The organism is Streptomyces sp. 891-h (genome assembly GCF_022760275.1).
In the GTDB taxonomy this organism is placed as follows: Bacteria; Actinomycetota; Actinomycetes; order Streptomycetales; family Streptomycetaceae; genus Streptomyces; species Streptomyces spirodelae.
In genome coordinates this window covers 5,831,953-5,856,238 of record NZ_CP050693.1, presented here as the reverse complement: position 1 = coordinate 5,856,238, position 24,286 = coordinate 5,831,953, and the positions used below count along the sequence as shown (strand labels likewise).

At 71.6% G+C, this 24,286-nt stretch carries 24 protein-coding genes; 11 read left to right on the top strand and 13 right to left on the bottom strand.

Features of this window, described 5'->3' with window-relative positions:
- Positions 1–206 precede the first annotated feature (206 nt).
- Positions 207–578 carry a SchA/CurD-like domain-containing protein gene (locus HC362_RS25675; protein ID WP_243086515.1) on the top strand — a complete coding sequence of 124 codons (372 nt, stop codon included), beginning with the start codon at positions 207–209 and terminating at the stop codon, positions 576–578.
- 69 nt (positions 579–647) lie between these two features.
- Here HC362_RS25675 and HC362_RS25670 read toward each other — a convergent pair whose 3' ends face one another.
- Positions 648–1,340, bottom strand: coding sequence for a GntR family transcriptional regulator (locus tag HC362_RS25670; protein WP_243086514.1), 693 nt, complete (start codon positions 1,338–1,340; stop codon positions 648–650).
- A gap of 143 nt (positions 1,341–1,483) precedes the next feature.
- Between HC362_RS25670 and HC362_RS25665 the strand changes: the two genes are divergently transcribed.
- From HC362_RS25665 to madM, 3 genes are all read left to right on the top strand, one after another.
- The gene (locus tag HC362_RS25665; RefSeq protein ID WP_243086513.1) at positions 1,484–4,417 is read left to right on the top strand and encodes an AMP-binding protein; all 2,934 of its coding nucleotides are present in this window, start codon (positions 1,484–1,486) and stop codon (positions 4,415–4,417) included.
- Positions 4,418–4,511: 94 nt separating this feature from the next.
- Entirely contained in the window at positions 4,512–4,913 is a 402-nt protein-coding gene (gene madL, locus HC362_RS25660) for a malonate transporter subunit MadL (protein WP_243086512.1), read from the top strand.
- A gap of 1 nt (position 4,914) precedes the next feature.
- Positions 4,915–5,679: a malonate transporter subunit MadM gene (gene madM / locus HC362_RS25655; RefSeq protein ID WP_243086511.1), complete on the top strand. Its 765-nt coding sequence runs from the start codon at positions 4,915–4,917 to the stop codon at positions 5,677–5,679.
- Between the two features lie 29 nt (positions 5,680–5,708).
- Here madM and HC362_RS25650 read toward each other — a convergent pair whose 3' ends face one another.
- The 6 genes from HC362_RS25650 to HC362_RS25625 all read right to left on the bottom strand — a co-directional run bounded on the left by HC362_RS25650 (position 5,709) and on the right by HC362_RS25625 (position 9,279).
- On the bottom strand, positions 5,709–6,179 hold the full coding sequence (locus tag HC362_RS25650) for a DUF1772 domain-containing protein (RefSeq protein ID WP_243086510.1): 471 nt from the start codon (positions 6,177–6,179) through the stop codon (positions 5,709–5,711).
- Positions 6,180–6,183: 4 nt separating this feature from the next.
- Positions 6,184–6,564: a SchA/CurD-like domain-containing protein gene (locus tag HC362_RS25645; protein ID WP_209266922.1), complete on the bottom strand. Its 381-nt coding sequence runs from the start codon at positions 6,562–6,564 to the stop codon at positions 6,184–6,186.
- Positions 6,564–7,340: an SDR family oxidoreductase gene (locus HC362_RS25640; protein WP_243086509.1), complete on the bottom strand. Its 777-nt coding sequence runs from the start codon at positions 7,338–7,340 to the stop codon at positions 6,564–6,566. Before HC362_RS25640 ends, HC362_RS25645 begins: the two co-directional genes overlap by 1 nt.
- Entirely contained in the window at positions 7,337–7,597 is a 261-nt protein-coding gene (locus HC362_RS25635) for an acyl carrier protein (protein WP_243086508.1), read from the bottom strand. Before HC362_RS25635 ends, HC362_RS25640 begins: the two co-directional genes overlap by 4 nt.
- Positions 7,594–7,932, bottom strand: a complete 339-nt coding sequence (locus tag HC362_RS25630; protein WP_209266925.1) for a TcmI family type II polyketide cyclase — start codon at positions 7,930–7,932, stop codon at positions 7,594–7,596. The genes HC362_RS25635 and HC362_RS25630 overlap by 4 nt, the downstream gene beginning before the upstream one ends.
- Positions 7,933–8,025: 93 nt before the next feature.
- Positions 8,026–9,279, bottom strand: coding sequence for an aldehyde dehydrogenase family protein (locus HC362_RS25625; RefSeq protein ID WP_243086507.1), 1,254 nt, complete (start codon positions 9,277–9,279; stop codon positions 8,026–8,028).
- Between the two features lie 222 nt (positions 9,280–9,501).
- On the opposite strand from HC362_RS25625, the gene HC362_RS25620 reads away from it, so the two are divergent.
- Together HC362_RS25620 and HC362_RS25615 are read left to right on the top strand one after the other, a co-directional pair.
- A complete protein-coding gene (locus HC362_RS25620) occupies positions 9,502–11,040 on the top strand; it encodes a DUF6002 family protein (protein WP_243086506.1) in 1,539 nt (512 codons plus the stop codon).
- The gene (locus HC362_RS25615; protein WP_243086505.1) at positions 11,037–12,164 is read left to right on the top strand and encodes a hypothetical protein; all 1,128 of its coding nucleotides are present in this window, start codon (positions 11,037–11,039) and stop codon (positions 12,162–12,164) included. The genes HC362_RS25620 and HC362_RS25615 overlap by 4 nt, the downstream gene beginning before the upstream one ends.
- Here HC362_RS25615 and HC362_RS25610 read toward each other — a convergent pair.
- The 3 genes from HC362_RS25610 to HC362_RS25600 form a co-directional block, all read right to left on the bottom strand.
- On the bottom strand, positions 12,121–12,975 hold the full coding sequence (locus HC362_RS25610) for an AfsR/SARP family transcriptional regulator (RefSeq protein ID WP_209266929.1): 855 nt from the start codon (positions 12,973–12,975) through the stop codon (positions 12,121–12,123). The two genes, HC362_RS25615 and HC362_RS25610, sit on opposite strands and share 44 nt — an antisense overlap.
- Before the next feature lie 41 nt (positions 12,976–13,016).
- A complete protein-coding gene (locus tag HC362_RS25605; protein WP_243086504.1) occupies positions 13,017–13,850 on the bottom strand; it encodes a thioesterase domain-containing protein in 834 nt (277 codons plus the stop codon).
- Between the two features lie 113 nt (positions 13,851–13,963).
- Positions 13,964–14,824: an AfsR/SARP family transcriptional regulator gene (locus HC362_RS25600; protein ID WP_243086503.1), complete on the bottom strand. Its 861-nt coding sequence runs from the start codon at positions 14,822–14,824 to the stop codon at positions 13,964–13,966.
- A 379-nt stretch (positions 14,825–15,203) separates the two neighbouring features.
- Between HC362_RS25600 and HC362_RS25595 the strand changes: the two genes are divergently transcribed.
- The 3 genes from HC362_RS25595 to HC362_RS25585 all read left to right on the top strand — a co-directional run bounded on the left by HC362_RS25595 (position 15,204) and on the right by HC362_RS25585 (position 19,337).
- Entirely contained in the window at positions 15,204–15,560 is a 357-nt protein-coding gene (locus HC362_RS25595) for a hypothetical protein (protein ID WP_243086502.1), read from the top strand.
- A 36-nt stretch (positions 15,561–15,596) separates the two neighbouring features.
- Positions 15,597–17,900 carry a TOMM precursor leader peptide-binding protein gene (locus HC362_RS25590; protein ID WP_243086501.1) on the top strand — a complete coding sequence of 768 codons (2,304 nt, stop codon included), beginning with the start codon at positions 15,597–15,599 and terminating at the stop codon, positions 17,898–17,900.
- A 153-nt stretch (positions 17,901–18,053) separates the two neighbouring features.
- Positions 18,054–19,337 carry a histidine kinase gene (locus HC362_RS25585; RefSeq protein ID WP_243086500.1) on the top strand — a complete coding sequence of 428 codons (1,284 nt, stop codon included), beginning with the start codon at positions 18,054–18,056 and terminating at the stop codon, positions 19,335–19,337.
- On the opposite strand, the gene HC362_RS25580 is transcribed toward HC362_RS25585, so the two are convergent.
- Positions 19,273–19,878 carry a response regulator transcription factor gene (locus tag HC362_RS25580; protein ID WP_243086499.1) on the bottom strand — a complete coding sequence of 202 codons (606 nt, stop codon included), beginning with the start codon at positions 19,876–19,878 and terminating at the stop codon, positions 19,273–19,275. The two genes, HC362_RS25585 and HC362_RS25580, sit on opposite strands and share 65 nt — an antisense overlap.
- Positions 19,879–20,000: 122 nt before the next feature.
- Between HC362_RS25580 and HC362_RS25575 the strand changes: the two genes are divergently transcribed.
- Positions 20,001–21,233: a cytochrome P450 gene (locus HC362_RS25575; protein WP_243086498.1), complete on the top strand. Its 1,233-nt coding sequence runs from the start codon at positions 20,001–20,003 to the stop codon at positions 21,231–21,233.
- 36 nt (positions 21,234–21,269) lie between these two features.
- On the opposite strand, the gene HC362_RS25570 is transcribed toward HC362_RS25575, so the two are convergent.
- Both HC362_RS25570 and HC362_RS25565 read right to left on the bottom strand, forming a co-directional pair.
- Entirely contained in the window at positions 21,270–22,244 is a 975-nt protein-coding gene (locus HC362_RS25570) for a PstS family phosphate ABC transporter substrate-binding protein (RefSeq protein WP_243086497.1), read from the bottom strand.
- Between the two features lie 297 nt (positions 22,245–22,541).
- Complete coding sequence (locus tag HC362_RS25565) at positions 22,542–23,144, bottom strand: TetR/AcrR family transcriptional regulator (RefSeq protein WP_243086496.1); 603 nt, start codon at positions 23,142–23,144, stop codon at positions 22,542–22,544.
- A gap of 110 nt (positions 23,145–23,254) precedes the next feature.
- On the opposite strand from HC362_RS25565, the gene HC362_RS25560 reads away from it, so the two are divergent.
- The gene (locus HC362_RS25560) at positions 23,255–24,274 is read left to right on the top strand and encodes an aldo/keto reductase (protein ID WP_243086495.1); all 1,020 of its coding nucleotides are present in this window, start codon (positions 23,255–23,257) and stop codon (positions 24,272–24,274) included.
- Positions 24,275–24,286 lie beyond the last annotated feature (12 nt).

The following is a 24,286-nucleotide window of genomic DNA, read 5'->3' as shown; positions in this document are numbered from 1 at the left end:
CGGCCCTACAACACCGCTCGAACCGCCATCGACGGAGCACGCGCGCCCCGTCAGGGGCGCGGGGAACTGCGCGACAAGCCACAACGCGCCCGCAGCCTGCGGAGGGGAGGAAGGGGCACACCCCCTCCCCAGCGGAGCTCGAGTGCGGGGCGAGTGACATGGGGCCAGATGAGCGGCGGCCCTGTCCGCGACAGCGAGGAGCAGCCATGCCGTTCGCCGCCATCACCTACGACATCAAGGCGGGGTACGAGAAGGAGATCTCCGAGATCTTCGGCAACTTCCGGCGGGTGGGCTCGCCCGTCGTGCAGGACGAGGCGGGCGGCGAGGCGGCGCGCATCCTGTCGACCGCGGTCTTCATCCGGGACGCCACGATGGTCCGGGTCATCGAGTACGAGGGCGACCTGGACGCCATCGCCCGTCACATGGCGACCCAGCCGGGGGTGCGCGAGGTCGAGGAGAAGCTGGCCCCGTATCTGTCCCGGCCCCGCGCGACCGACACCGTCGAGGGTTTCGTCGCCACGTTCCGCCGCTCGCTGCTGACCTGCATGGCGCAGATGTCGGTCAGGGACGCCGCCTGACGCTGCTCATGAGCGGCCATCGGGCCGCGGCGCGCCCGCTCACGGGCCGCCCCTTCACGGACCGCCCCTTCAGGAGCCGACCCGCTCCCCGGCCGGCGGCACCGGACGGCTCAGATGCTTCCAGGTCCGCACCAGGTGGCTGAACTCCTTGACCTGGACGAGGACATGGTCGCGTGCGGCGTTCTCGGCGGCCTCGGCGTCGCCGTCCCTGATGGCGTCGGCGATCTGCCGGTGCTCGGCCAGGGAGCGCCGCATCCGGTCCGGCACCCGCAACTGCAGTCGGCGGTAGGGCTGCAGGACCCTTTTGAGCGCGTGGGTCTGCTGCCGCAGATAGGTGTTGCCGCACGAGTCGTAGACGATGTCGTGGAAGAGGGCGTTGGCGTAGTAGTAGCGGTCGGCGTCGCCCGCGGTCGCGTGTTCCTCGCACTCCCGCAGGGCGCGTTCGAGGTCGTCCAGCGCCTTGTGCTCGATACGGCGCGCCGAGAGCCTGGCCGCCATCCCCTCCAGTTCGGCCATCACCTCGAAGCGCTCGGCCAGCTCCGGGACGCTCAACTCGGTGACGTACGTGCCTTGTTTGGGGCGGATCTGCACCAGCCCGGAGCGCTCCAGCGCCTGCAGGGCCTCGCGGATCGGCGTACGGGAGCAGCCGAACTCCCGCGCCAGCTGCGCCGGGTCCAGGCGCTCGCCGGGCCGGTAGCGGCCGTCGACGACGGCGTTCTCGAGCGCGTCCCGCACGCGCTGGGATTCCGGGACTCGAGCCATGTGCACCTCCGATCCCCCAGGTTATCCGGCTGCTCAGGGGGTAGCGGATGCCACTCATGTGTCCTACGGTTCCGCTGTTATATACATCACGGCGCGTGTTGTATGTGAAGACAGTGGTGTGAGCCCGTGGAGAGGACCTGGAGATGGAACGCCACGACGGCCGCCTGTGGACCGATCTCCGGCAGTTCCCCGGGCGGCACGGCGGCGGACCGGCGGACGGCGGGCCGGCGGACGGCGGACCGGCGGACGGCGGACCGCTGGGCGACGAGCCGGAATCCCCGTTCGACCTCCTGCTCGTCGCCTGCGAGGTTCTGATGAGCGACGTGGGCGAGTCCTCGATGCGGGCGGTCGCGGCGCGGGCCCTGTCCGCGTACGACCGGCTGGACGACGACGGCAAGCGGGCCTTCTTCGCCCACATCACCACGGCGTACGACGTCGACGCCGACCAGGTGCGCGCCGCCTACCACCGCTGGGAGAGCGCCAGGGACGCCGGGCTGCGGGGCGAGGCCGAACTGACCGGGCTCTTCGACGTGGTCGAGCCCGCCCGCCAGCAACTGCTCCGCCGGATGAACCACGCGCCCGACGCCACGCTCGCCCTGGTCGGCATCCGCGCCGACCTGCGCAGGATGCTGCCGTACCACCCGGAGCTGCGCCCCCTCGACCACGACTTCCGCCACCTGCTCACCTCCTGGTTCAACCGCGGCTTCCTCCGGATGTCCGAGGTCACCTGGGACGCGCCCGAGGAGCTCCGCGCGCACCTGCTGCGGGGCGAGCGGGTCCACCCCATGGCGAGCAGCCACGAGCTGCGCCGCCGACTGCTGCCCGACGACCGCCTCGTCCACGCCTTCTTCCACCCGGCCACCGGTGACGTGCCGCTGATCTTCGTGGAGGTCGCGCTGGTGCGCGGCGTACCGGACCGGATCGCCCCCCTGCTGGAGCCCGGTCCGGCGCTCGACCCGGCGCAGACGGACACGGCGGTCCTCTACTCGATCAACAACGCCCTGGACGGGCTGGCCGGAATCTCCTTCGGCAGCTTCCTCATCAAGCAGGTCATCGAACAGGTGGGGGAACAGCTGCCGCACCTGGGCCGGTTCGTCACCCTCTCACCTGTGCCGGGCTTCCGGCGGTGGCTGCATGAGCAGGCCGAGCAGGACCCCGGGCTGCGCGAACTGGCCGGTGAGCTGGATGCCGTGGAGAACACCCAGGGGACGTCCGCCAGGCGGCCCGAAGCGGCCGACATCGAGCGGCTCCGCCCCCGGCTCCTGGCCGCGCTGGCCCGGTACCTCGTCGTGGAGCGGCGCGGCGACGGCTGCCCCCTCGATGCGGTCGCCCGCTTCCACCTGGGAAACGGGGCCTGTGCCTGGCGGCTGAACTGGCCGGCGAACAGCTCACCCGAGGCCTGGCGGCAGTCCTACGGCGCGATGGTCAACTACCGCTACGAGCCCGAGGAGCTGGAGCGCCGGCACGAGGACTACGTCCGGCACCGCACCGTGGCGCTCGGCGGACCGCTGCGGGCCGCTCTCGAGAAAGGAACACCACCCCCCATGCCCCCCTTCACCACCATCCACCGGTCCTTCGCCGAGCAGGCGGAGCAGCGCCCTGACAAGGTGCTGTTCGAACTGCCCGACGGCCGGGGCGTCACCTACCGGGAAACCGCACGCCTCGTGCAACGGATCGCCGCCCGGCTCGCCGCCAACGGGGTGACCCCGGGTGACCGGGTCGCCGTGCAGGTGGACAAGTCCCCGGAGGCCGTCGCGCTGTATCTGGCCACGCTGCAGCTGGGCGGCGTCTTCCTGCCGCTCAACACCGCCTACACCGCTGCGGAGATGGAGTACTTCCTGGGGGACGCCGGGCCGCGGGTGCTCGTCTGCTCCCCGGAGCGCCGGGACCGGTACCGGGACCGGTACGCGGAGCGCGCCGGGGAGGGTCTGGTCGTCGAGACCCTCGGCACGGCAGGTGACGGCAGCCTGCTGGAGGGGGACGGCCGCCACCGGGAGGTCTTCGAGGCCTCGGCCGACGCCCCGGCGGCGATCCTCTACACCTCCGGGACCACCGGGCGTTCCAAGGGCGCCGTGCTCTCCCACGGCAACCTGGCGGCCAACTGCCGGGCGCTGCTGGAGGCATGGGAGTTCACCGCCGAGGACCGGCTCATCCACGCCCTGCCGATCTTCCATATCCACGGTCTGTTCGTCGCCGTGAACATGACTCTGACGGCCGGCGCCTCCATGCACTTCCTGCCCGGGTTCGACGCCGAGGCGGTCGTCGATCTGCTGCCCCGGGCCACGGTGCTGATGGGTGTGCCCACCTTCTACACCCGGCTGCTGAACAGCGACCGGCTCACCGCGGAGGTCTGTGCCCCGATGCGGCTGTTCGTCTCCGGCTCGGCTCCCCTGCTCGCGGCCGACCACCGGGCCTTCGAGGCCCGCACCGGCCACGCCATCCTGGAGCGCTACGGGATGACCGAGACGGGGATGAACACCACCAATCCCTACCGGGACGGGCCGCGCAAGCCCGGCACCGTCGGCAGGCCGCTGCCCGGCACCGAGGTCCGGGTGGTGGACGAGACCGGCCGGACGCTGCCCGACGGCGAGGTCGGCAGCATCGAGGTGCGCGGCCCCAATGTCTTCACCGGCTACTGGCGGCTGCCCGAGAAGACCGCCTCGGAGTTCCGCGGGGACGGCTTCTTCATCACGGGCGATCTCGGCCGTATCGACGAGGACGGCCATCTGTGCATCGTCGGCCGGGACAAGGACCTGGTGATCTCCGGGGGTTACAACATCTACCCAAAGGAGATCGAGGAGCTGCTCGACGCCCATCCGGGGGTGGCGGAGTCGGCCGTGATCGGTGTCCCGCATCCCGACTTCGGGGAGACGGTGGTGGCCGTCGTCGTCCCGGCGTCCGGCCGGCGGCCGGACGAGAAGGAGCTGCTCGGCTCCGTCGCCGAGGACCTCGCCCGGTTCAAGCACCCGCGTGCCGTGCGCTTTGTCGAGGCGTTGCCCCGCAACGTCATGGGAAAGGTGCAGAAGGCCGAGCTGCGCAAGCGCTACGAGGACCTGTTCGCCGCCGCGGACGCCTGACCCCCGGGGCCGGCCACGGCGGACGAGACGACCGGCCCCCGACCCTGTCGATCCCTGATGTCCGTTACTGAAGTCTCTCAGTGTGGAGAAGACGATGGTTCTCTATGGAGTGGCAGCGCTGGCGGTGTGCCTGCTCGTGGGCACGCTCGTCGGTGAACTGCTCGGCGCCGCGGTCGGCGTCGACGCGAATGTCGGCGGAGTCGGCTTCGCCATGATCATGCTGGTGCTGGTGACCCACTGGCTCCGCGGCAGGGGGAAGTTCCCCGAACCCACCGAACAGGGCGTGCTCTTCTGGAGCGCGATGTACATCCCGATCGTCGTCGCGATGGCCGCCACCCAGGACGTGGCCAAGGCGATCACCGGCGGGCCGATGGCGCTCCTGGCGGGGCTCGCCGCGCTCACCGCAGGTGCAGCGCTGGTACCGGTCGTGGCACGGATAGGCGAGCCCGGCGAACCGCTGCCGCCGCTGACCGAGCAGGAGAGGCAGGAGGCCTGAGATGGACACGCTGGTCTCCGTCTTCGAGGAGAACGATCTGATCGTGGCCTTCGCGCTGGTCGGCGGGGTGATGCTGGTCTCCGGATGGCTGTCGAGAAAGCTCACGCGCGGCAGGCTGCAGGGCTCGGCCATCGCCATTCTGCTCGGTCTGGTGCTGGCCTGGTGGGGAGGCGTGGCGACCGGTGGCGAGGACGGGCTGGCCGACTTCGCCGTCTTTTCCGGGGTGGGCCTGATGGGCGGTGCGATGCTGCGGGACTTCGCCATCGTCTCGACCGCGTACGGCGTCGATCTGCGGGAGATCAGGCGGGCCGGGCTGTCCGGCGCGCTGTCCATCCTGCTGGGAGTGCTGGTCTCCTTCGTGGCCGGCGCCGTCGTCGCCGCGTTCTTCGGTTACACGGATGCCGCCTCGCTGGCGACCATCGGCGCCGGTGCGGCCACCTATATCGTCGGGCCTGTCACGGGCACGGCGGTGGGCGCGAGCTCGGAGGTGATCGCGCTGTCGGTGGCCGCGGGCCTGGTCAAGTCGGTGGTGGTGATGGTGGGGACGCCGCTGATCGCCCCGCTGATCGGCCTGAACAACCCGAAGTCGGCCATGGCCTTCGGCGGGCTGCTGGGCACCACCTCCGGAGTGGCCGGCGGGCTGGCGGCGACCGACAAGCGCCTGGTGCCCTACGGCGCCATGACAGCCACCTTCTACACGGGTGTGGGGTGCCTGCTGGGCCCCTCGGTGCTGTATGTGGCACTGCGGGCGCTCGTCGGCGGATGAGCCGGACGGCCGGGCGGCCCAGCCGGACATCAGCCGCCCTGCAGCGCCGCCACCGCCGCGGCGTTCACCACCAGGGCCGTCAGTGCCAGCGCCGTACGCAGCAGGTGCCAGCGGCGCCAGAGGGGGCGAGGGTCCTCCCAGTCGTCGGGCAGCGCGGCGGGGTCCGCCACCGCCTTGACCCGCCGGTTGATGGGAACGTTGCACAGGTGGGAGACGGCGGAGACGCCCAGCAGCAGGACCGCCGCAACGGCGAACAGCACGCGGGCCCAGGTGCCGTCGGCGACGAAGGCGAGGACCACGGCAAGCACGGTCGACGTCAGAACGACCACGGGCATGGTCGGATCCCAGTTGCGGCCCAGCAGTTTGTGGGCGTACACATAGGTGCCGGTCTCCATGGCGAACAGCGCCGGCAGCACGCTGAGCGCCACGGCGAAGAGGACCCCCGCCGTGACGCCGCTGCCGAGGAGAACGGCCACCCCAAGGACAGCGTCCACCCTCATCGGTTCAGCTCCCGGCGGGGTGCGTGTCCACGGTCAGCTGTGCGATGGACCGCATGGTGGCGTCGCGGAAGTAGGCGGCGAACGCCTCAGGGGATGCGGTGTCGCGCTTCTCGGCGAGGTAGGGCTGCAGCTTCTCCTCCAGGATGTGCACGCCCTTCTGCTGGGCCATGTGCTTGCCGACGGCCGCGAAGTCGCCCTCGTAGTGGATGACGCGCACCATCACGTCGTCCTTGATGAAGACGCCGGTACCCAGCAGCCGTCCGGCCTGCTCGCCGTCGTCCCCGGCGAGGTCGGGGGTGTCGACGCGCTTGAAGTTGGCGAAGATCTCCGCGATCTCGTCCTCGTGGCCGGGCTTGACCCGGTAGGTGATCGCCGCGTAGGGCATCAGATTCCTCCATCGACTGTGAGCGTGACGCCGGTGACGTAGCGGGAGGTGTCGCCCGCGAGGTAGAGGACCGCGCCGGCCACGTCGGCGCCGGTGCCCAGCCGGCCCAGCGCCGTCATCCCGGCGAGGCGTTCGACGAGCTGCGGCGGCAGGCCTGCCCCCGGCTCGTCGTCGGTCGCCGTGACCCCGGGCGCCACGGTGTTGACGCGGATGCCACGGCTGCCGACCTCCTTGCACAGCGCCCGGCCGAAGCCGACGAGCGCCGCCTTGGAGGCGGAGTAGTGGGTGCCGAGCGCGCGCCCCCGCAGGGCGACCGAGGCGCCGATGTTGACGATCGAGGCGCCGTCCACGAGCAGTTCGTCGACGGCGCGGGTGACCAGGAACGCCGAGGTGACATTGGAGTCGAGCAGCCGGTGCCACTCGCTCTCGTCCAGGTCCGCGAACTTGCTGTGGCCGTCCACGCCGACGTTGTTGACGAGCACGTCCAGACCACCCAGAGTGGCCCGGCACTCCTCGGCGAGCCGGGCCGTCTCCTGGGAGCTGGTGACATCGGCGCGTACCAGACGGTGCTCGGCGCCGGTGGCCGCCAGTTCCTCGGCCAGGGTGCGCGCGTGGTCACCGGGACTGCGGTGGGCGACGACGAGTCGGGCACCCGCCTGTGCGAAGGCCAGAGCCGTGGTGCGGCCGATGCCCCGGGTGCCGCCGGTGACCAGGACGCGCTTGCCCGCCAGCCCCGGCCCGGGCAGCACACCGGTTTCCGTGCCGGCGGGGCTCATGCCGCATCGGACAGGTTGGCGTTGATCATCTTGAGCAGGAGCCGGGGCGTCTCCGCCTCCACCACGGCGTCGTCGGACAGTTCGACGCCGTACTCGCGCTTGATGACACCGGTCACCTGGAGCAGCGCAAGCGAGTCGTAGCCGAGTTCGAGGAACGGCACATCCAGCGCCGCCTCATCGGCGATGTCCACGTCCTCCGCCTCGCCCGCACACTCGAGCAGCTTCTCGGCCAGCTCGCGCTGGGTGAACTCGCTCACTGGATCCTCCCTGAGTCCTTCGTCCATACGTAGAACGGGTTCGCCATCGCGTCCTTGGGCTCCTGCCAGTTCGGGTCGTAGGGCGACACGCACTGCGCGAGGCGGGTGTTGATGTCGTCGTAGAGGGGGTGGCTGCGGGCGCGGTACAGATTGGGGGTGATGTCCTCGTCCGCCTCGACGAGGTGGAAGTACAGGTCGTGGAAGGTGAAGAGCGTCCGCCGCGCCACGCCCACCATGTGGGGCAGTTCGGTCCCGTCCGACTCCTCGAAGATCCGCGCGATGGAGTCGGCCTTGCCCGGCTCCATGCGCGCCACTATGAGCGTCCGGTGTGCCACCGTCGGCCTCCTTCGGGAAGGTGTTCGCCTCCCGCGCACCGTGCCAGCGCCCTCTACAGCCCGACTCGACCCGCGCCCCAACTGAGCGCGGGACTACCGGAGCGGCCCGGTGATCACGGAGTACCGTTGCGCGGCCTCACGCGAGAGCAACTGCGGCCTCCCCAGCAGCACGCCCTCCCGGCGTACGCCGCTGGCAAGCGCTCCGTACCCGCCGCACGGCTGGTTGCCGTCCTCCACATCGAACGGCGTGTCGTCCCGCAGCACGACGGCGGTACCGAGGGTGCGCCCGCTCAACCGCGGCTCCCCGAAGACGGCGGCGTACATACCGCGTTCCACTTCCAGCGGGTCCCGCGCCCACTCGCGCAGCAGTTCGGGGTCCTCGTAGGGGACGACGCAGAACAGCGGCCCGGCCAACGGGGGCGGGTGGAAGCCGGGGTCCTCGTCGAAGACCAGGAGGGAGGGCTCGACCTGCATCCGCTCCAGGTCGGTACCGCCGCCGGCCACCACCCGGTCGGCGTGCGCTGAGAGGAACCGCGCCGCACCCTGCACCGCCTCCCCGTAGGTGAGCGCGGTCAGTACGGCGTCCGGCCAGCCGCGGGCGCCCACCGTCAGCACGGACAGCTCGGCACGCAACTGCTCGACCAGCGCGTTCAGCCGCAGCCGGTGGACGAACAGCACATCGGGGCAGAGCCGGTCCTGCCCTGAGTTGTGCAGTCTGGCGCGGAGTACGGCGCGGCAGGCGGCGGCCGGTTCCGCGCGGGGGCCGACGATCAGCGGGTTGGGTGCGGGCCCGGAGAGGAGGAAGAGCGGCCCGTCGCCGATCTCGGTCATCAACCCGGTGCCGGCCTCGGCGCTGCCGGTGAAGGCGACGGCGTCCGACTCGGCACACATGGGAGCGAAGTCGCGCTGTGCGGCGTCGGTGAACCGGATACGGGCCGCCAGTCGCGGGGCGAGCCCGCGGCTGATGACGTGGTGCAGCTCGTATGCGGTCTCCCGGATGCGGGGCGCGGGCCGGACCACGACCTCGTCGCAGTAGAGGGCGGGCACCAGACAGTGGCGGACGTAGGAGTAGAGCGCGGTGTGCTGCGGGAGGACGACCGAGACCCGGGCCAGCTGCGGCACTCCCGTGCGGGCCAGCTCCCAGGGCGCTCCGGCCAGCGTGCGCAGGGAGCGCAGCAGTTCGTCGCGTGCGCTGGCGTAGGTGGCGAGCCGGGTGAGGGCGCCCAGCAGTTCGGTACGGCTGCGCAGCAGTGCGGCACCGGCGCCCGCGGCGCTCTCGTGCGCCGCCTCGATGTCGGGCCACGTGCGGGTGAGGGATTCCAGCACAGGCATGGAGGGCTGGGTCATGGACGGCTCCTCGGGCGCGGGTGGGGTCGGGTCCGGCCGGCTTCGACCGGCGCTCGACCCGGCAGGGCTACCTTTCCCTGCGGCTCACCGCCGCATTTCCGAGGAATCACCGATATCGTTCATGTCATATCTGTGACGGTGATTCGAGCTTAAAGGGGGGACGGCGGGGTGTCGAGAGGGCCGTCCCGGGCAGCGGGCGGCCGGACCAGGAGGGGACCGTCCATGACTCTCACCGCGCGCACCGGCCCTGCCGCCTCCCGGCAGCGTACGGCGCCGCCGAACCACGCGGCGTCGCCGAACAGCGCGGCGCCCACCGGAAGCCGGCCGTTGACCGACCACTGGGACACCGTCCGTACCCTGGTGCGCGCCCTGCACGAACGCGCGGCCACCCCGGCGCCCCCTCCGCCGCGGGACGCCGCCGTCTTCACCCCGGACGGTGAACTCCCGCCGCTGGACGGGCCGCTGCGCGCCTACTTGTCCGCCGCCGCGGCACGGGTCGTACGGCTGCCGGACCACCGCGGCACCCGGCTGCACCTGCTCGACCTGTGTGCCGCCCCGGAAGCGCGCTCGGCGCAGTCGGCCGGTGCGCTGCTCGTCGTGGCGCGAGCGGTGCACCACGCACGGTGCACGGGAGAGCGGATCGCGCTGCTGGCGCCCTCCTCGGGCAATGCGGCGACCGCGCTGCGGGACGCGGTACTGCGCGCCCAGCGGTGCGGGCTGGCCCACCCGGACCAGGTGCGGGTGGTCGCGCTGGTGCCCGCCGGCTCCCGGCACAAGGTGGCGGACTCGGCGCTGGCCCGCCACCCCGAGCTGCGCCGCCGCAATCCGCTGGTCTTCTACCACGGTTCGGAGCCGGGCTCGGTGCACGAACTGGCCGCCGCGTACTGCCGGGAGCGCGCACACGCGCTGCGCACCGGTACGGGGGCCGCGCTGTGGTACGTACGCGACCCGGTCGACCACCGCGCTGCCGACGCGCTGCGCGCTTTCGTGGAGCGGGAGGCGCTGGGTGCGGCCGGGGCGGGCGGCCGGGCGCACGCCCAGGCGGTCGCCACCGGATCGGGGCTGCTGGGCCACCGGCTGGGCAGCACCCTGCTGGAACCGGACGGGACGGACGGGGCAGGCAGGACGGGCGAGAGGGACGGGAGGGGCGGGGCAGCCGGAAGGAACGGGACGCCCGCCGCGCGCTATCTGCTGGTGCAGCAGTTGCACACACCCGACCTGGTGCTCCACCTGCTGACCGGCTCGTTCAGCCGCGAAGGGGTACCGCCGTACGCCTACGACCGGGCCCGCCGCCTCCACCACCAGCCCGCCGGAGGCACACCCGACCCGCACTTCCCACGCACCGCCCACCACCCCCAGGAGATCCTGGATCCCACCTTCTTCACCCGCGCCCCCGCCACGGCGCCCGAACTGAGCGCACTGGTGCGCACCCACGGCGGGGACGGGATCGTCGTCTCGCGCTACGAGTGCCTGGCCCGCTATCCGTCCCTGCGGGCCATGCTGCGTCCGGCAGGCGTCGAACTCCCCGCCGATCCGGCACGGCTGGGCGAGTGGTCACTGGTGATGGCGCTGACCGGGGTGCTGAACGCGCTCGACCGGGGCCTGCTCACCGAGCCGGATGTGGTGGTGCACGGCACGGGCTCGTACGGCGTGGACGACCGCCCCCCGGTGCCGGACCCGCTGGCCCGGTACGCGGACTCCGTCGACGAACTGCACGCCGTCCTCACCCGGGCCCTCTCGCCGCGCGGACGGCGGTCATGACGGCGGCACGGGAGCGGCCCGGAGACCGGCCGCTGCCCACCCGCCCTTACGTACTGCCGCGCGGCCGCTACGACGAACTCTTCGAGACCTCGGCCGCCTTGCTCGCGCTGGTGCGCCGGGCCGTGCTGGCGCTGGGCCCCACCTGGCCCGAGCGGCTGGTCGCACTGGGCGCCGACCCCGCCGACCATCCGCCGTACTCGGGCCTGGAGAGCACCGAGACGGACTGCTGCACCATGCTGGCCACTGGCGAGTTCGTGGTCGGCGAGACGGGGCCGCGGCTCGTGGCCCTGGACGCCGGCACCTCCCTCGACAGCGCGGCGGACGTGGCGGTGTTCACCTCCGCGGTTCAGGGGCAGGCCGGTGGGACGCTGTTCGCCCACGACCCGCGGGCCGCCCGCGCCGACGCGCTCGCCGACCTGTGCACACGCCGGGGGCTGCCGCGCTCCGTGGCCCTGGTCGGCCCCGGCTTCGCCCCCGACGACGCACACGACCTACGGCAGCGCGGTTTCACCACCGACCTGCTCGACCACGACCGGCTGCCCGGCGCACTGGGCCGCCCCGGCAGGCCGCGCTACGCGCTGGGGCTGCTGAGCAGTACCCGGCCGGCAGCCGACAAGGAACGCGCACGGCTACGGGACGCGCAGCGCGCGGGGCTGTTGCTGCTGCCGCCGCTCAGCGGCTCACTGCTGGCCGACAGGCGGGCACTCGCCCTCGTCTCCGAGGGGCTGCCCTGGATGACGCACGGTGAGCGGTCCTTGGTGGAACGCCGACTGCCGTGGACGCGGCTCGCCCTGGCGGGCCGCACCTGGTGGCACGGCACCGAGCAGGAACTCCCCGGGCTGCTGCTGGCCCAGCGCGAACGGTTCGTCCTCAAGCGCGCGGTCGCGGGCGCGGGTCCGCTCGTGGCGGGCCACGAGACGGACGAGCCGACCTGGACGGCCGCGGTGCGGCGGGCCTTCCGGGACGCCGACAGCGTGGTGCAGGAGTATGTGCGCCCGGCTCCTGCCCCACTCGCCCTGAGCGCCCGCCTCTTCGCCGACCGCCCGGGCGGCTGCCGCGCCCGGTACCCCCTCGCGGGCGTCAGCCGCCGCGCAGCGCCCTCAGCGGCCCCCCGCTGCCGCTGAAGGCCGCCTCGCGCGCCGCGCCGGTCAGCTCCAGCTCAACCGCCGAGTCGAGCACGGCGCACTGCAGACGCTGGAGGTCGGGTGAGGGATCCAGGCCCAGTTCGCGGGAGAGCACGCCGCGCAGCCGCTGGTAGACCTCCAGCGCGTTGCCTCGTCTGCCGGAACGGTAGAGGGCGAGCATGAGCTGGGCCTGGATGCCCTCGTGCAGCGGATGCTGGGCCGCCAGCCCGGACAGTTCGCCGACCAGTTCGTGGTGGCGGCCCAGGCTGAGGTCCACCTCGATGCGCTGGTTGAGGATGCCCAGGCGTGACTCCTCGAGCCTGGTCGCCTCGATCTCCAGCAGCGGCCCGCACTGCACGTCCACCAGCGCCGGTCCTCGCCACAGCTCCAGTGCGCGGCGGAAGGAGGCGGAGGCGCCCACGAAGTCGCCGGCCTCCAGCGCCCGGTGCCCGGCGCCGGAGAGCCGTTCGAACTCCGAGACGTCGACCATTCCGCCCTGGGTGTCCAGCAGATAGCCGCCGGACTCGGTGACCAGCACGCTCTTGGCGCCGTGCGGCAGATCGGCGGGAAGCCGGTCGCCCAGCGCCGCCGCGATGAGGTTGCGCAGCTGCAGTACGTAGGTCTGCAGTGTGGTCTGGACGCTGCGCGGCGGGGACTCCCCCCACAGCTCCTCCACCAGTGAGGCGACGGAGACCACCTGGTCCGGGTAGAGGGCCAGCAGCGCCAGCACCTTTCTCGGTTTGACCGCGGTCGGGACGACGGAGACCCCCGATTGGACGACCCTGCAGGGTCCCAGCACGCTGATGTCCATCTCTCGCTCCCTTCGGGTGCAGTTGTATGTGATCTTCGGGACTACATGAATGGTTCGGACAGGTGCGAGGCGCGCCGCACCGGTGCGCCGCTGCGCAGTTGTGCCGCGAGCAGCTCGGGCAGCGCGGTGTCGCGTACGAAGAAGTGGCCGCCGGGGACGGAGTGCGCGGCGAACGAGCCGCGCGTCCAGTCGCGCCACTGGGCGACGGCGGCGAGCGGTGCCGCCTCGTCCCGGGTGCCGGCGAAGGCGTGCACGGGGCAGTCGAGCGGCTCGTCCCGGCCGGTGTCCGCCGCACCGCCGACCGCGCGCAGGCTGGCGGCGAGCCGCAGGTCGTCGCGCATGGTGGACAGCAGGGTGCGCAGCCAGTGCGGGCGCTCGAACAGGTAGGAGGGCAGCGTCCCGTAGCGGTTCAGCGCGGCCAGCAGCGCGGCGTCGGGCAGTTCGCTCTGGTCGGTCAGCGGCGTCGGCAGATGCGGCGGCGGACAGGCGCCCAGCCCCACCAGCACCGGCGCGGGACGGCCGGCGTGCCGGACCCGCTGTGCGAAGCGGTAGGCCACCAGGGCGCCCAGGCTGTGCCCGTACAGCGCGTAGGGCTGCTCCAGCAGCGGGCCGAGCTGCGCCTCGAGTTCGTCCAGCAGTCGGCGCGCGTCGGTGATGCGGGGCTCGCGCAGCCGCGTCTCCCGGCCGGGGAGCCGGACCGGCAGCACACATACGCCGGGTCCGAAGCCACGGCGCCAGCGCGCGAAGGTGAGTGCGCCGGCGCCCGCGTGGTGGAAGCAGAACAGCCGTAATCCGTCACCGTCGGGCACCTCGCCCGGTGCGGGCGGTGCGTCCGTCGGCCGCTTTCCGGGAGGTGCCGCGAGATACGCGTTCATCCCTCCCCCCTTCCCCCGTCCCCATGACGGGGCCGGTCGCCGAGGGCCAGATCCTCACGACCGGCACTGGACGACAGCTCGAAGTGGGGTGGACCGGGCCCGTGGAGCGCTCATCACCCCGCGAGACCGGCCGCCTGGCCCGATCCGGAGCCGCGCCAGGCGTCCAGGGCATCCTCGCCCCGGAGAATGGCCTGGTGGAGGCGGTCGATCCGGGGCGAGGGCTCCAGGCCCAACTCCTCGACGAGCGTGCCGCGCAGCCGCCGGAAGGCGATCAGCGCGTCCGAGGAGCGGCCGTCCTGGTGGAAGGCGACCATCAGCAGCGCGTGCAGATTCTCGTAGAGCGGGTAGCGGCCGCGCAGTGCGCACAGCTCGCCCAGCACCTCGCGGTGCCGCCCCATCCGCAGGTCGGCGTCGATACGCCGCTCCAGCGCGCCCAGCCTGCTCTCCTCCAGCCGAGTGGCCTCGATGGACAGGTGCTTGCCGTGCGGGAGGTCGGCCAGCGCGGGGCCGCGCCACAGGGCGAGGGCCGAGTTCAGCAGCCGCGCCGACTTGGCCATGTCGCCCGCCTCGTACGCGGCGTGCCCGGTGCGGGTCAGCCGGGCGAACTCCAGCGCGTCTACGTCGCAGTCGGCGACCTCCAGCTGGTAGCCGCCGTGCCGGGTGGCGAGGATGTCCTTGTCACTGGGCGCGTGCGGGTCGCATGGTGCCGTGGTGCCGGCGCCCGGCAGGGGGCCCGGTGCACCGAGAGCGGCGCGCAGCCTGCGGCGCAGTTGCAGGATGTAGGTCTGGAGCGTGGTGGGGGCGCTGCGCGGGGGGCCGGCCCCCCACACCTCCTCCATCAGGTCGGACACCGGCACGATGTGCCGGCTCTGGAGAGCGAGCAGGGCCAGGATCTGCCGCGGCTTGGCCGCGCTCGGTGCGATCGAGACGCCCGCCGTCTCGGCGTGCAGAGTTCCCAGCACCCTGATGCGCATCTGGGGCCTCCCCGTTGGCGGTTCTGGCTGAAGGTGCCGCTGAAGGCGACGTGCACCGTGAGCGACGTGTAGCCGGAGGCGACGTGCCGTCGAAGCCGTGCCGGAAGACATGTCACCGGATACGAGAGGGAGAATCGCACCCGTCCGCGCCGTGGAACAGTGAGCAACTCACGATCTTGGGGCGGATATCCGGCGGAGGCGGCCATGAGTTTTTCACATGCAGGGTCGTGAAGCCCCCACTGGCACCCGCACCGGGTGCCACTCACACTGCTGTCCTGCGCATCGGACCCACACGATCGGGCCACTCCCCACACCACAGCGTCGCCCCATGAGTCCACGGGGGGCCATGGGTTCCTCTCTCCAGACGGGAGACGTCACGATGTCAGGTCACGCGCTCGCCAAGGTCACCGTCAGCAGCGCGCAGGGCGCCGCGGACTCGGTGGACCAGGACTGGCGCTTCGCCGAGCTGACCGCGCAGTGCTGCCTCGACCCGGCGCTCGCGGTGCGCTACGCGGTCGAACCGCGCAGTGTGCTCGCGGAGTTCGGCATCGCAACCGACGAGCGGACGCACATCCCGGCGCTGCCCAGCGGGCCCGGCGCCGAGGTGACCATCACCAGCCTCAACCCGCGCGACACCGTGGGCCACTCCGCCGCGTGCAGCAGTTGGACGTTCGCGCACCCGGCCGAGCCGGGCCTTCCCCCCGCATCCCTCGCGCCTGCCGAGACAGCCTTCTGACGTCGCACCAGCGCGACAGAAAGCGGGGGACAGGGAATGGAGCTGAACACCGCACTGCCCCTTCTGGGGTTCCGCAAGCATCTGCGCCCGGCCGTGGTACCGGGTGATGCCACCTACTTCGTCTCCGAGCAGGGCGTCACGGCGGTCGAGGGGACCGAGGTGGCCGCGCTGGCACCGCTGCTGGACGGCAGCCGGGACATGGCCGCGCTGGCCAGGGAGACCCGCGGCGTGCTCTCGCCGGGCCGGCTGGGGCGCATCCTGGGCCAGTTGTCGAAGGCCAATCTGCTCGCCGGCTTCTCGCCGCCCTCCGGCTCCGCGGCCGAGGGCGGTGCCGCGCGGGGCCACACCACCCCGGACGCCACCGCGGCGTTCTGGGAGTCCGCCGGGCTCGACGGTGTCCGGGCCGACGCCGATCTGTCGGCGGGACGGGTGCGGCTGCTGTCCGTCGGCGGGAGCGAGGGCGTCGGCGCCGCACGGGAGGCCTTCCGGGCCGCCGGGATCGGACTCGTCGAGCCGGAGGAGTGCACCTCGCACACCCTCACCGTCGTCCTGTGCGAGGACTATCTCTCGCCTGCCCTGGCCGATATCGACGCGGCTCAGCGGCGTGCCGGCCGGCCCTGGCTGCTGGCGAAGCCGTACGGCGTCGAGCCGTGGCTCGGGCCGTTCTTCCAGCCGGGCGAGGGCGCCTGCTGGCACTGTCTGGAACACCGGCTGCGGCACAACAGGAGCGCGCACAGCTATCTGGGCCGGGCGCTGGGCCTGGCCGCGCCGATCAGCCCGCCGCGCGCCCACATCCCCGCCAGCCACGCCTGCGCGCTGCACCTGCTGGCGCTCCAGGCCGCCACTTGGCTGGGCGGGTTCCGCGACCGGCGCCAGTCGTCCGTGTGGGCCCTCGACAGCCTGCGCGGCGAGGGACGGCACCACCCGGTCGAACGCAGACCCCAGTGCCCGGCCTGTGGCGACCCCGCGCTGGTCGCGGCGCGTACGCGACAGCCCGTGGTGCTCACCTCGCGCCCCAAGGTGGCCACCGGCGGCGGTCACCGCTCGTGCTCCAGCGGCGAGATGCTTCAGCGCTACGAGCACCTGGTGGGCGAGGTCACCGGGGTGGTGCGGCTGCTGCGACGCGATCCGCGCTGTCCCGCCGACCTCAACGCATATGTCTCCGGCAGCAATCCGGCGCTGCGCGGCAACGGGGTGCACACGCTGCGGTCCGCGCTGCGCAGCCACAGCGCGGGCAAGGGCGTCACCGAGCTGGACGCCAGGGTCGGGGCGCTGTGCGAGGCGCTGGAGCGGTACTCGGGCACCTTCCAGGGCGACGAGGAGCGCGTCCCCGGGCGGTACGCCGAGCTGGGCGGGGCGGCCGTGCACCCGAACGCCTGCCAGCTGTACGACGAGCGGCAGTTCGCCCGGCGGCGGGAGTGGAACGCCTTCCACTCCCCGTTCCAGTTCGTCTGCGACCCGTTCGACGAGTCGGCGGTCATCGACTGGACCCCGGTGTGGTCGCTGACCGAGCGGCGGCACCGGCTGCTGCCCACCTCGATGCTCTACTTCGCCACCCCGCACCAGGCCGGCGCCCCGGTCTTCGCCCGTGCCGACTCCAACGGCAACGCGGCGGGCAGCAGCCTGGAGGACGCGATCCTCCAGGGCTTCCTCGAACTGGTGGAGCGGGACGCGGTGGCGCTGTGGTGGTACAACCGCACCCGGCAGCCGCAGGTGGACCCGGAGTCCTTCGGCGAGGAGTGGATCGCGCGGATGCGCTCCTCGTACGCCGCCATCGGGCGCGAGTTGTGGGTCCTGGACCTCACCTCGGACCTGGGCATCCCGGTGATGTGCGCGGTCTCCCGGCGCACCGGCGGCGCCCGCGAGGACATCGTCTTCGGTTTCGGCTGCCATCTGGACCCGGCGCTGGCGCTGCGCAGGGCGATGACCGAGATGACGCAGATGCTGCCCGCCGTGCTGGACACCCGGCACAGCTTCGAGGACCCGGTCTTCCGCGACTGGTGCACCCGGCACACCGTCACCGACCAGTCCTACCTCGCACCGGATGCGGACGCCCCCCTTCGGCGCGCCGTCGACTACGCCTACACACCCCGTACGGATCTGCGCACGGACGTGGCGGACGCGGTCGAACTGCTGCGCCGGCACGGTATGGAGCTGTTGGTGCTGGACCAGACGCGGCCCGATCTGGACATCCCGGTCGTGAAGGTTCTGGTTCCCGGGCTCAGGCACTTCTGGGCACGTTTCGCGCCCGGCAGGCTCTACGATGTGCCGGTCCGGCTCGGACGCCGCGCCGAACCCGTCGACTACGAGGGACTGAACCCCGTCCCGGTGTTCGTCTAGCCAATGGTGGCACCCGATCCCCTCGCCTATGCTGAGCAGACCTTCGGCGGGGCGAGGGGAGAGCACGCAGTGAGCTCAGGGGGAAAGCACATCTCTTTACACAGGCAACGACACCGGACGCGCCAGCCGCTGGGGTACGGAGTCGATGTCGCGATGGCTCCCCGTATCGTGCTGACGGTCTTCGTCGTGGCGCTCAGCGGAATCCTGGGCGCCGCCGTGCTGCATCTGCTCACCATCGGCGACTCGTTGAAGCAGATCCTCGTCGGCGGCACGGCCATCGCGGTGATGTTCGGCACCCAGGTGGCCCGTACCACCCAGCGGGGGATGCGGCTGAGCCGCGCCTACCAGCACTGGGTGCTGGCGGTGCAGACGATCTGCACCTTCCTGCCGATGCTGGTGCTGGGAACGGCCTGGGTCGGGCTGCCGGGGCTGCTGGCGGGGTCGCTGCTGCTCACCTTGCGGGCACCCTGGTCGTGGCTGGGGATGGCCGGGTGCCTGGCCAGCGTCGTGCTGGTCACCTCCCTCTCGGGCTGGCCCGCGCTGGAGGTGGCCTACAACGCCGTCTCCACGCTCACCACCTGCGCGGTGGTCTACGGGCTCACCAAGCTGGCCGAGATCGTCATCCAACTGCGCGCGGCACAGCAGGAGATCGCCCGGCTGGCCGTCGAGGAGGAACGGTTGCGCTTCGCACGCGACCTGCACGACCTGCTGGGATACAGCCTCTCCGCGATCACGCTGCGCAGCGAGCTGGCGCACCGGCTGGTGGACGCCGACCCGCCGCGCGCCAAGGACGAGGTGACCCACGTACTGGAGATCTCCCGGCAGGCGCTGGCCGATGTGCGTGCGGTCGCCCGCAGCTACCGCAACATCTCGCTGCCCGCCGAGATCTCCTCGGCCGTCTCGGTGTTCGAGGCGGCGGGCATCGAGGCGGAGGTCGACACGACGCTGGAGAACATCCCGGACTCGGTGGGCACGGTGCTGGCCACCGTGCTGCGCGAGGGGGTCACCAACCTCCTGCGGCACAGCAAGGTGCGGCGCTGCCAGATCACCGTGTGCGGGGACGCGGACTGCGCCGTGCTGCGGCTGGTCAACGACGGCGTCCAGCCGCTCCTGGACCCGCAGGACCCGACCACACCGCGGCCGGACAGCGACGGGGGCAGCGGCATCGGCAACCTGGCAGCGCGGGTGGCCGCGATCGGCGGCAGTCTGGAGGCCGATGTGCGGGAGGACGGCTGCTTCCACCTGGAGGCCCGGATTCCGCACCCGGCCTCCGGCCGCAAGGCTGCCTCCGGGCCCGCCTCCGGACGGCGGCGGCCGGCACCCCCGAGCGCCGGGGCCCCGGCCTCCGCCCCGGCTCCGGCCTCCGGTACGGCTACAGCCAGCCCTGTTCCCGGGCGATCCGCAGAGCGTCCACCCGGTTACGGGCCCCGAGCTTGATGACGATGGCCGTCAGATAGTTGCGAACCGTCCCCACGGACAGGAACAGCCGCCCCGCGATGTCCGCGGCCTCCGCGCCCTCGGCCGCCAGCCGCAGCACCTCCGTCTCCCGCGCCGTGAGCGGGTTCTCCCGCGCCGACCAGGCGTCCAGCGCCAGTTCGGGATCGATGACGCGCTCCCCGGCGCGCACCCGGCGGATGGCGTCGGCCAGCCTGCTCGGCGGCGCGTCCTTGAGCAGGAAACCGGAGACATGGGCTTCCAGGGCGCGGCGCAGATTACCCGGCTGGCCCAGGCTGGTGAGGATCAGCGTGCGGCAGGACGGCAGCTTCTCGTGCACCTCGGCGGCCGCGGTCAGCCCGTCCACGCCCGGCAGATCGATGTCGATGACCGCCACATCGGGGCGGTGCGCGAAGACGGTGGGCAGGATGTCGTGGCCCGAGTCGACCTCGGCGACGATCTCGATGTCCGTCTCGATGTCCAACAGCGCCACCAGAGCACCGCGCACCATGTGCATGTCCTCGGCGAGCACCACTGAGATCATCGTCGAGTTCCCCCGCGGACTCGGGCTGCCTTACGTGCTGTTGGAGACGTGAGGATACCGCGTCGCGCCCTCCACAACACCGGCTCGACCACGATTCGAGGCCAAAGTTCAACAGTGCGTACATGGCCCAGGATTCCGCCGCCCGCGTCCGCGCCCGCTCCTACCCGCCGCCGCGCACTTCGGCCACCGAGATCCCGGACGCCTACGCGCGGCTGCGCGCGGAGGAACCGGTCACCGAGGTCACGCTGCCCAGCGGCGACACCGGGCACCTGGTCAGCCGCTACGACGACGTACGCGCCGTGCTCGCCGACCCGCGCTGCTCACGGGCCGCCACCGTGCTGCCCCAGGCGCCGAAACTGACGGCCGTCCCCTTCGACGCGGGCGGCCTGTTCACCATGGACCCGCCCGAGCACACCCGGCTGCGCGGCCTGGTCTCCCGCGCCTTCACCCCACGCCGGGTCGCGGACCTGCGGCCCCGCATCACCGCACTGGCCGGTGAACTGGCCGACTCCATGGCGGCGGCAGGCAGCACCGCCGACCTGAACGCGGCGTTCGCCTTCCCCTTCCCGGTGGCCGTCATCTGCGAGCTGCTGGGCGTCCCCTACGCGGACCGCGAGCGCTTCCGCACCTGGTCGGACGCCGTACTGTCGCTGACAGCCCACACCCCGGAGGAGATGCTGCGGCACAAACAGGCGCTGCTGGGCTACCTGGGAAACCTGGTGGCCGAGAAGCGAAGGGAGCCGGGTGAGGACCTGCTCAGCGCGCTGGTCGCGGTACGCGACGAGGACTGCGGGCTCGGCGAGCGGGAACTGCTCACCCTCGCCATGACGTTGCTCATCGCGGGGCACGAGACGACGGTCGGAGTGCTGGGCACCTCCGTCTTCACCCTGCTGCGGCACCCGGGCCGGCTGGGTCTGGTACCGAAGGACGACGACGGGCGCGACGAACTCGACGAACTCGTCGAGGAGTTGCTGCGGATCAACCCGATCGGCGACGGCGGGCCGCTGCGGGTCACCACGGAACCGGTCGAGCTCGCGGGGCGGGTGCTGCCCGCCAACAGCGCGGTGATCGCCTCGATCTGCTCGGCGAACCAGGACGGTGCCCGCTTCGCCGACCCGGGCCGCTTCGCCCCGGGGCGCTCCGCCGACCCCGCCCAGCCGCCGCATCTGGCCTTCGGCCACGGCCCGCACTACTGCCTGGGAGCGCCACTGGCCCGCGCCGAACTCGCCATCGCGCTGCGTGTGCTGGCCACCCGCTTTCCCGATATGCGGCTGGCCGCGCCCGTCGAAACGATCAGCATGCACACGGGCCTCCTGGTCAACCGCCTCACGGAGCTGCCGGTGAGGTGGGACTGAGCGCTCCCCCGGACCGGGGGCCGCGGCGGCGATGGGTCACCCGGCCGCTGCCTTGAGCTTCTTGAGGTCCGACTTGAGCTTGTCCTCCTGCTCGGAGCTGAGCGGGATGAACCGGGTGCTCGCCGCTATCTGGGCGTGGTGCCCGACGAAGTACTCGACGAAGTCCTCCACCTCCGGCCGCTTGAGCGCCTTCGCGGCGGGATAGATGAACAGCGGACGGGACAGCGGCTTGTATGTGCCGTCCTGCACGCTCGAGGCGCTGGGAACGACACAGCCGTCCCCGCTGTCGATCATGAGAGATTTGACGCTGCTCTCGTTCTCCTCGGAGTAGGAGAATCCGAAGTAGCCCATCCCGCCCCGGTTTTCGGCCACGCCACGTGCCGTCTCGTTGTCGTCCACGGCGTCGCGGTAGTCGGTACGGGAGGCACCCGCTTTGCCGTTGACAGCCTCGGTGAAGTAATCGAAAGTGCCCGACTCCGTGTCCGGGCCGAAAAGCTTGAGGGGCACGTCGGGGTATTTCGGGTCGACCTGCTGCCAGCTGTCGATCTCGGAGCCCGGTTCCCAGATCTTCTTCAACTGCGCGGTCGACAGGCAGTCCACCCAGTGCACGTTCTTGTTGACCACGACGGTCAGGGCGTCATTCGCGACGGCGAGTTCGTCGTACTTGACGTCGTTCTCCTCGCACGCCGCCTTCTCCGTGTCCTTGATCACACGTGAGGCATCGGCGACGTCCGTGGCGCCCGAACAGAACTTCTTGAAACCCCCGCCGGTCCCTGAGGTCTCCACGGTGACCCGGACATCGGGCTGCTTGTAGCCGTAGAACTGCGCTGCGGCCTTGGACAGCGGAGCGACAGTGCTGGAGCCGTCCACCCGCACACTGCCCACGAGTTTCTCTTCATCAGCCGATCCGCGCCAGACATCGGTGACCCCGCATGCGCTCAGGGCGAGGGCGCCGACAAGGGCCGGCACGGTGCCTCCGATGATCGCTCTCGGCCTCCTGGATGCGTCCATGATTCCCGATCCTTGGTAATAGGCCTGCTGCGTGCGGCTGGCGAGGAGGAAGCTTCTCAGGCGATTCCGGCCAGCCACTCGATAGAAGAGTGGCCGAGCGAATTCCAGGTGCACGGAGTGTGGCCCATGAGTGAACCGCGGACATGGAGACAATCACCCGCCCTTGTCATCGCAGGCGGATCACCATCGCCGCCTGGTCGATCATTGGCCAGACGGCAGGTCGGGGAATTGTTTCCTCACCCACCGTGAAGTGATACCCAAACCTTTGATGCGCGGACCGGATGCGGTTTCCAGAATTCAGCCGCCCTGGCCGTCCTGGCGCGGGGCACCCAGCCCGTCGATGAGCAGTTCGACCATGCGCTGGTTGTACTCGGACCCTTGGCCGGGCACGGGCATGCACAGGTTGGCGACGGCGTACAGCAGGTCGTGTGCGCTGACGTCGTCGCGGATCGCTCCGACGGCCACCGCGGCGTCGAGCAGCGCGGTGAGGGCGGGACCGAGCTTGTCCAGAAAGTATCCCGGCAGGGCCTCGTAGGCCGGGTCGCCCGAGTGGAGCGCCGGAGCCAGCCCCCGTTTGGTACCCAGGAACACCGTGTACCGGCGCAGCCACTCGGCAAGCGCCTCGCGCGGCTCGTGCACGGCACCGAGTTGCGGTCCGGCCGCAGCGCAGGCGTCGATTCCGCTCTGCACCACCGCCTTGACCAGGTCCGAGCGCAGCGGAAAGTGCCGGTAGAGCGTGCCGACGCCGACGCCTGCCAGGTCGGCGATCTCCTTGGCGGGCGCGTCGACACCGGTCGTGTCGAAGACCGCGCGCGCGGCCTCGATGAGGGCTTCCACGTTGCGCTGGGCGTCCGCGCGCCTGCGGCGCGGCGCTCCGGGCTGCCCTGCCTTGCTGGTCATCGTCCCTCCTGTTGCATAACCGGAAAGCCTTTCCGTATAGTTCCGGAAAAGCTTTCCGCTTATCTCAGGTTAGGGCATCACCCGGTGCTCTGCCATGACGTGGAGGAACCATGCAGTACCGCACGCTGGGCCGTACCGGTATCAAGGTGAGCCCCCACGCGCTCGGCACCCTGATGTTCGCCACCCGCATGGGCAACGAGCCCGAGGAATCGGCACGCATCATCCACAAGGCGCTGGACGCGGGCATCAACCTCCTCGACACCGCCGACGCCTACGCCGACTCCGAGGAAGTCGTCGGCAAAGCACTCAAGGGCCGCCGTGACAACGTCGTGCTGGCGACCAAGTTCGGCCTCCCGACCGGCGAGGACCCCAACCAGCGCGGCGCCTCCCGGCGCTGGATCACAACGGCGGTCGAGAACTCGCTGCGCAGGCTGCGGACCGACTACATCGACCTCTACCAGATACACCGCCTGGACCCCGCCACCGACTTCGAGGAGACCCTTTCCGCGCTCACCGACCTGATCCGCAGCGGCAAGGTCCGCGCGATCGGCTCCTCCACCACGCCGGCCTCCGACATCGTCGAGGCGCAGTGGGTCGCCGAGCGACGGAACCTGGAGCGCCTCCGCACGGAGCAGCCTCCCTACTCGCTGCTCGACCGGGGCATCGAGCGAGAGGTCCTGCCCGTCGCGCAGCGCTACGGCATGGGTGTCATGGTGTGGGGTCCGCTCGCCCAGGGGATGCTCACCGGCCGTGTCCGCAGGAGCCAGGAGAACACTCTGATGCGCGCGGGCCTCTTCAAGCACATCACCGACGAGCGCCGCATCGACGTCGTCGAGCAGTTCGTCTCCCTCGCCGAGGAGGCGGGCATGCCGCTGACCCACCTCGCCATGGCGTTCACCCTCGCCCACCCCGGCGTCACCAGCGCCCTCGCCGGGCCGCGCACGATGGCCCACCTCGACGACATCCTCGCCGGTCTCGACGTCCGCCTCTGTGACGACCTCCTCGACCGGATCGACCAGATCGTCCCGCCCGGCACCGACGTCGGCACCCTCGACCAGAACCACATTCCGCCCGCCCTGCAGATGGCGGGTCTGCGCCGCCGCCCTCTCGACGAACGCGCGGCCGCCTGATAGTTCGCACCA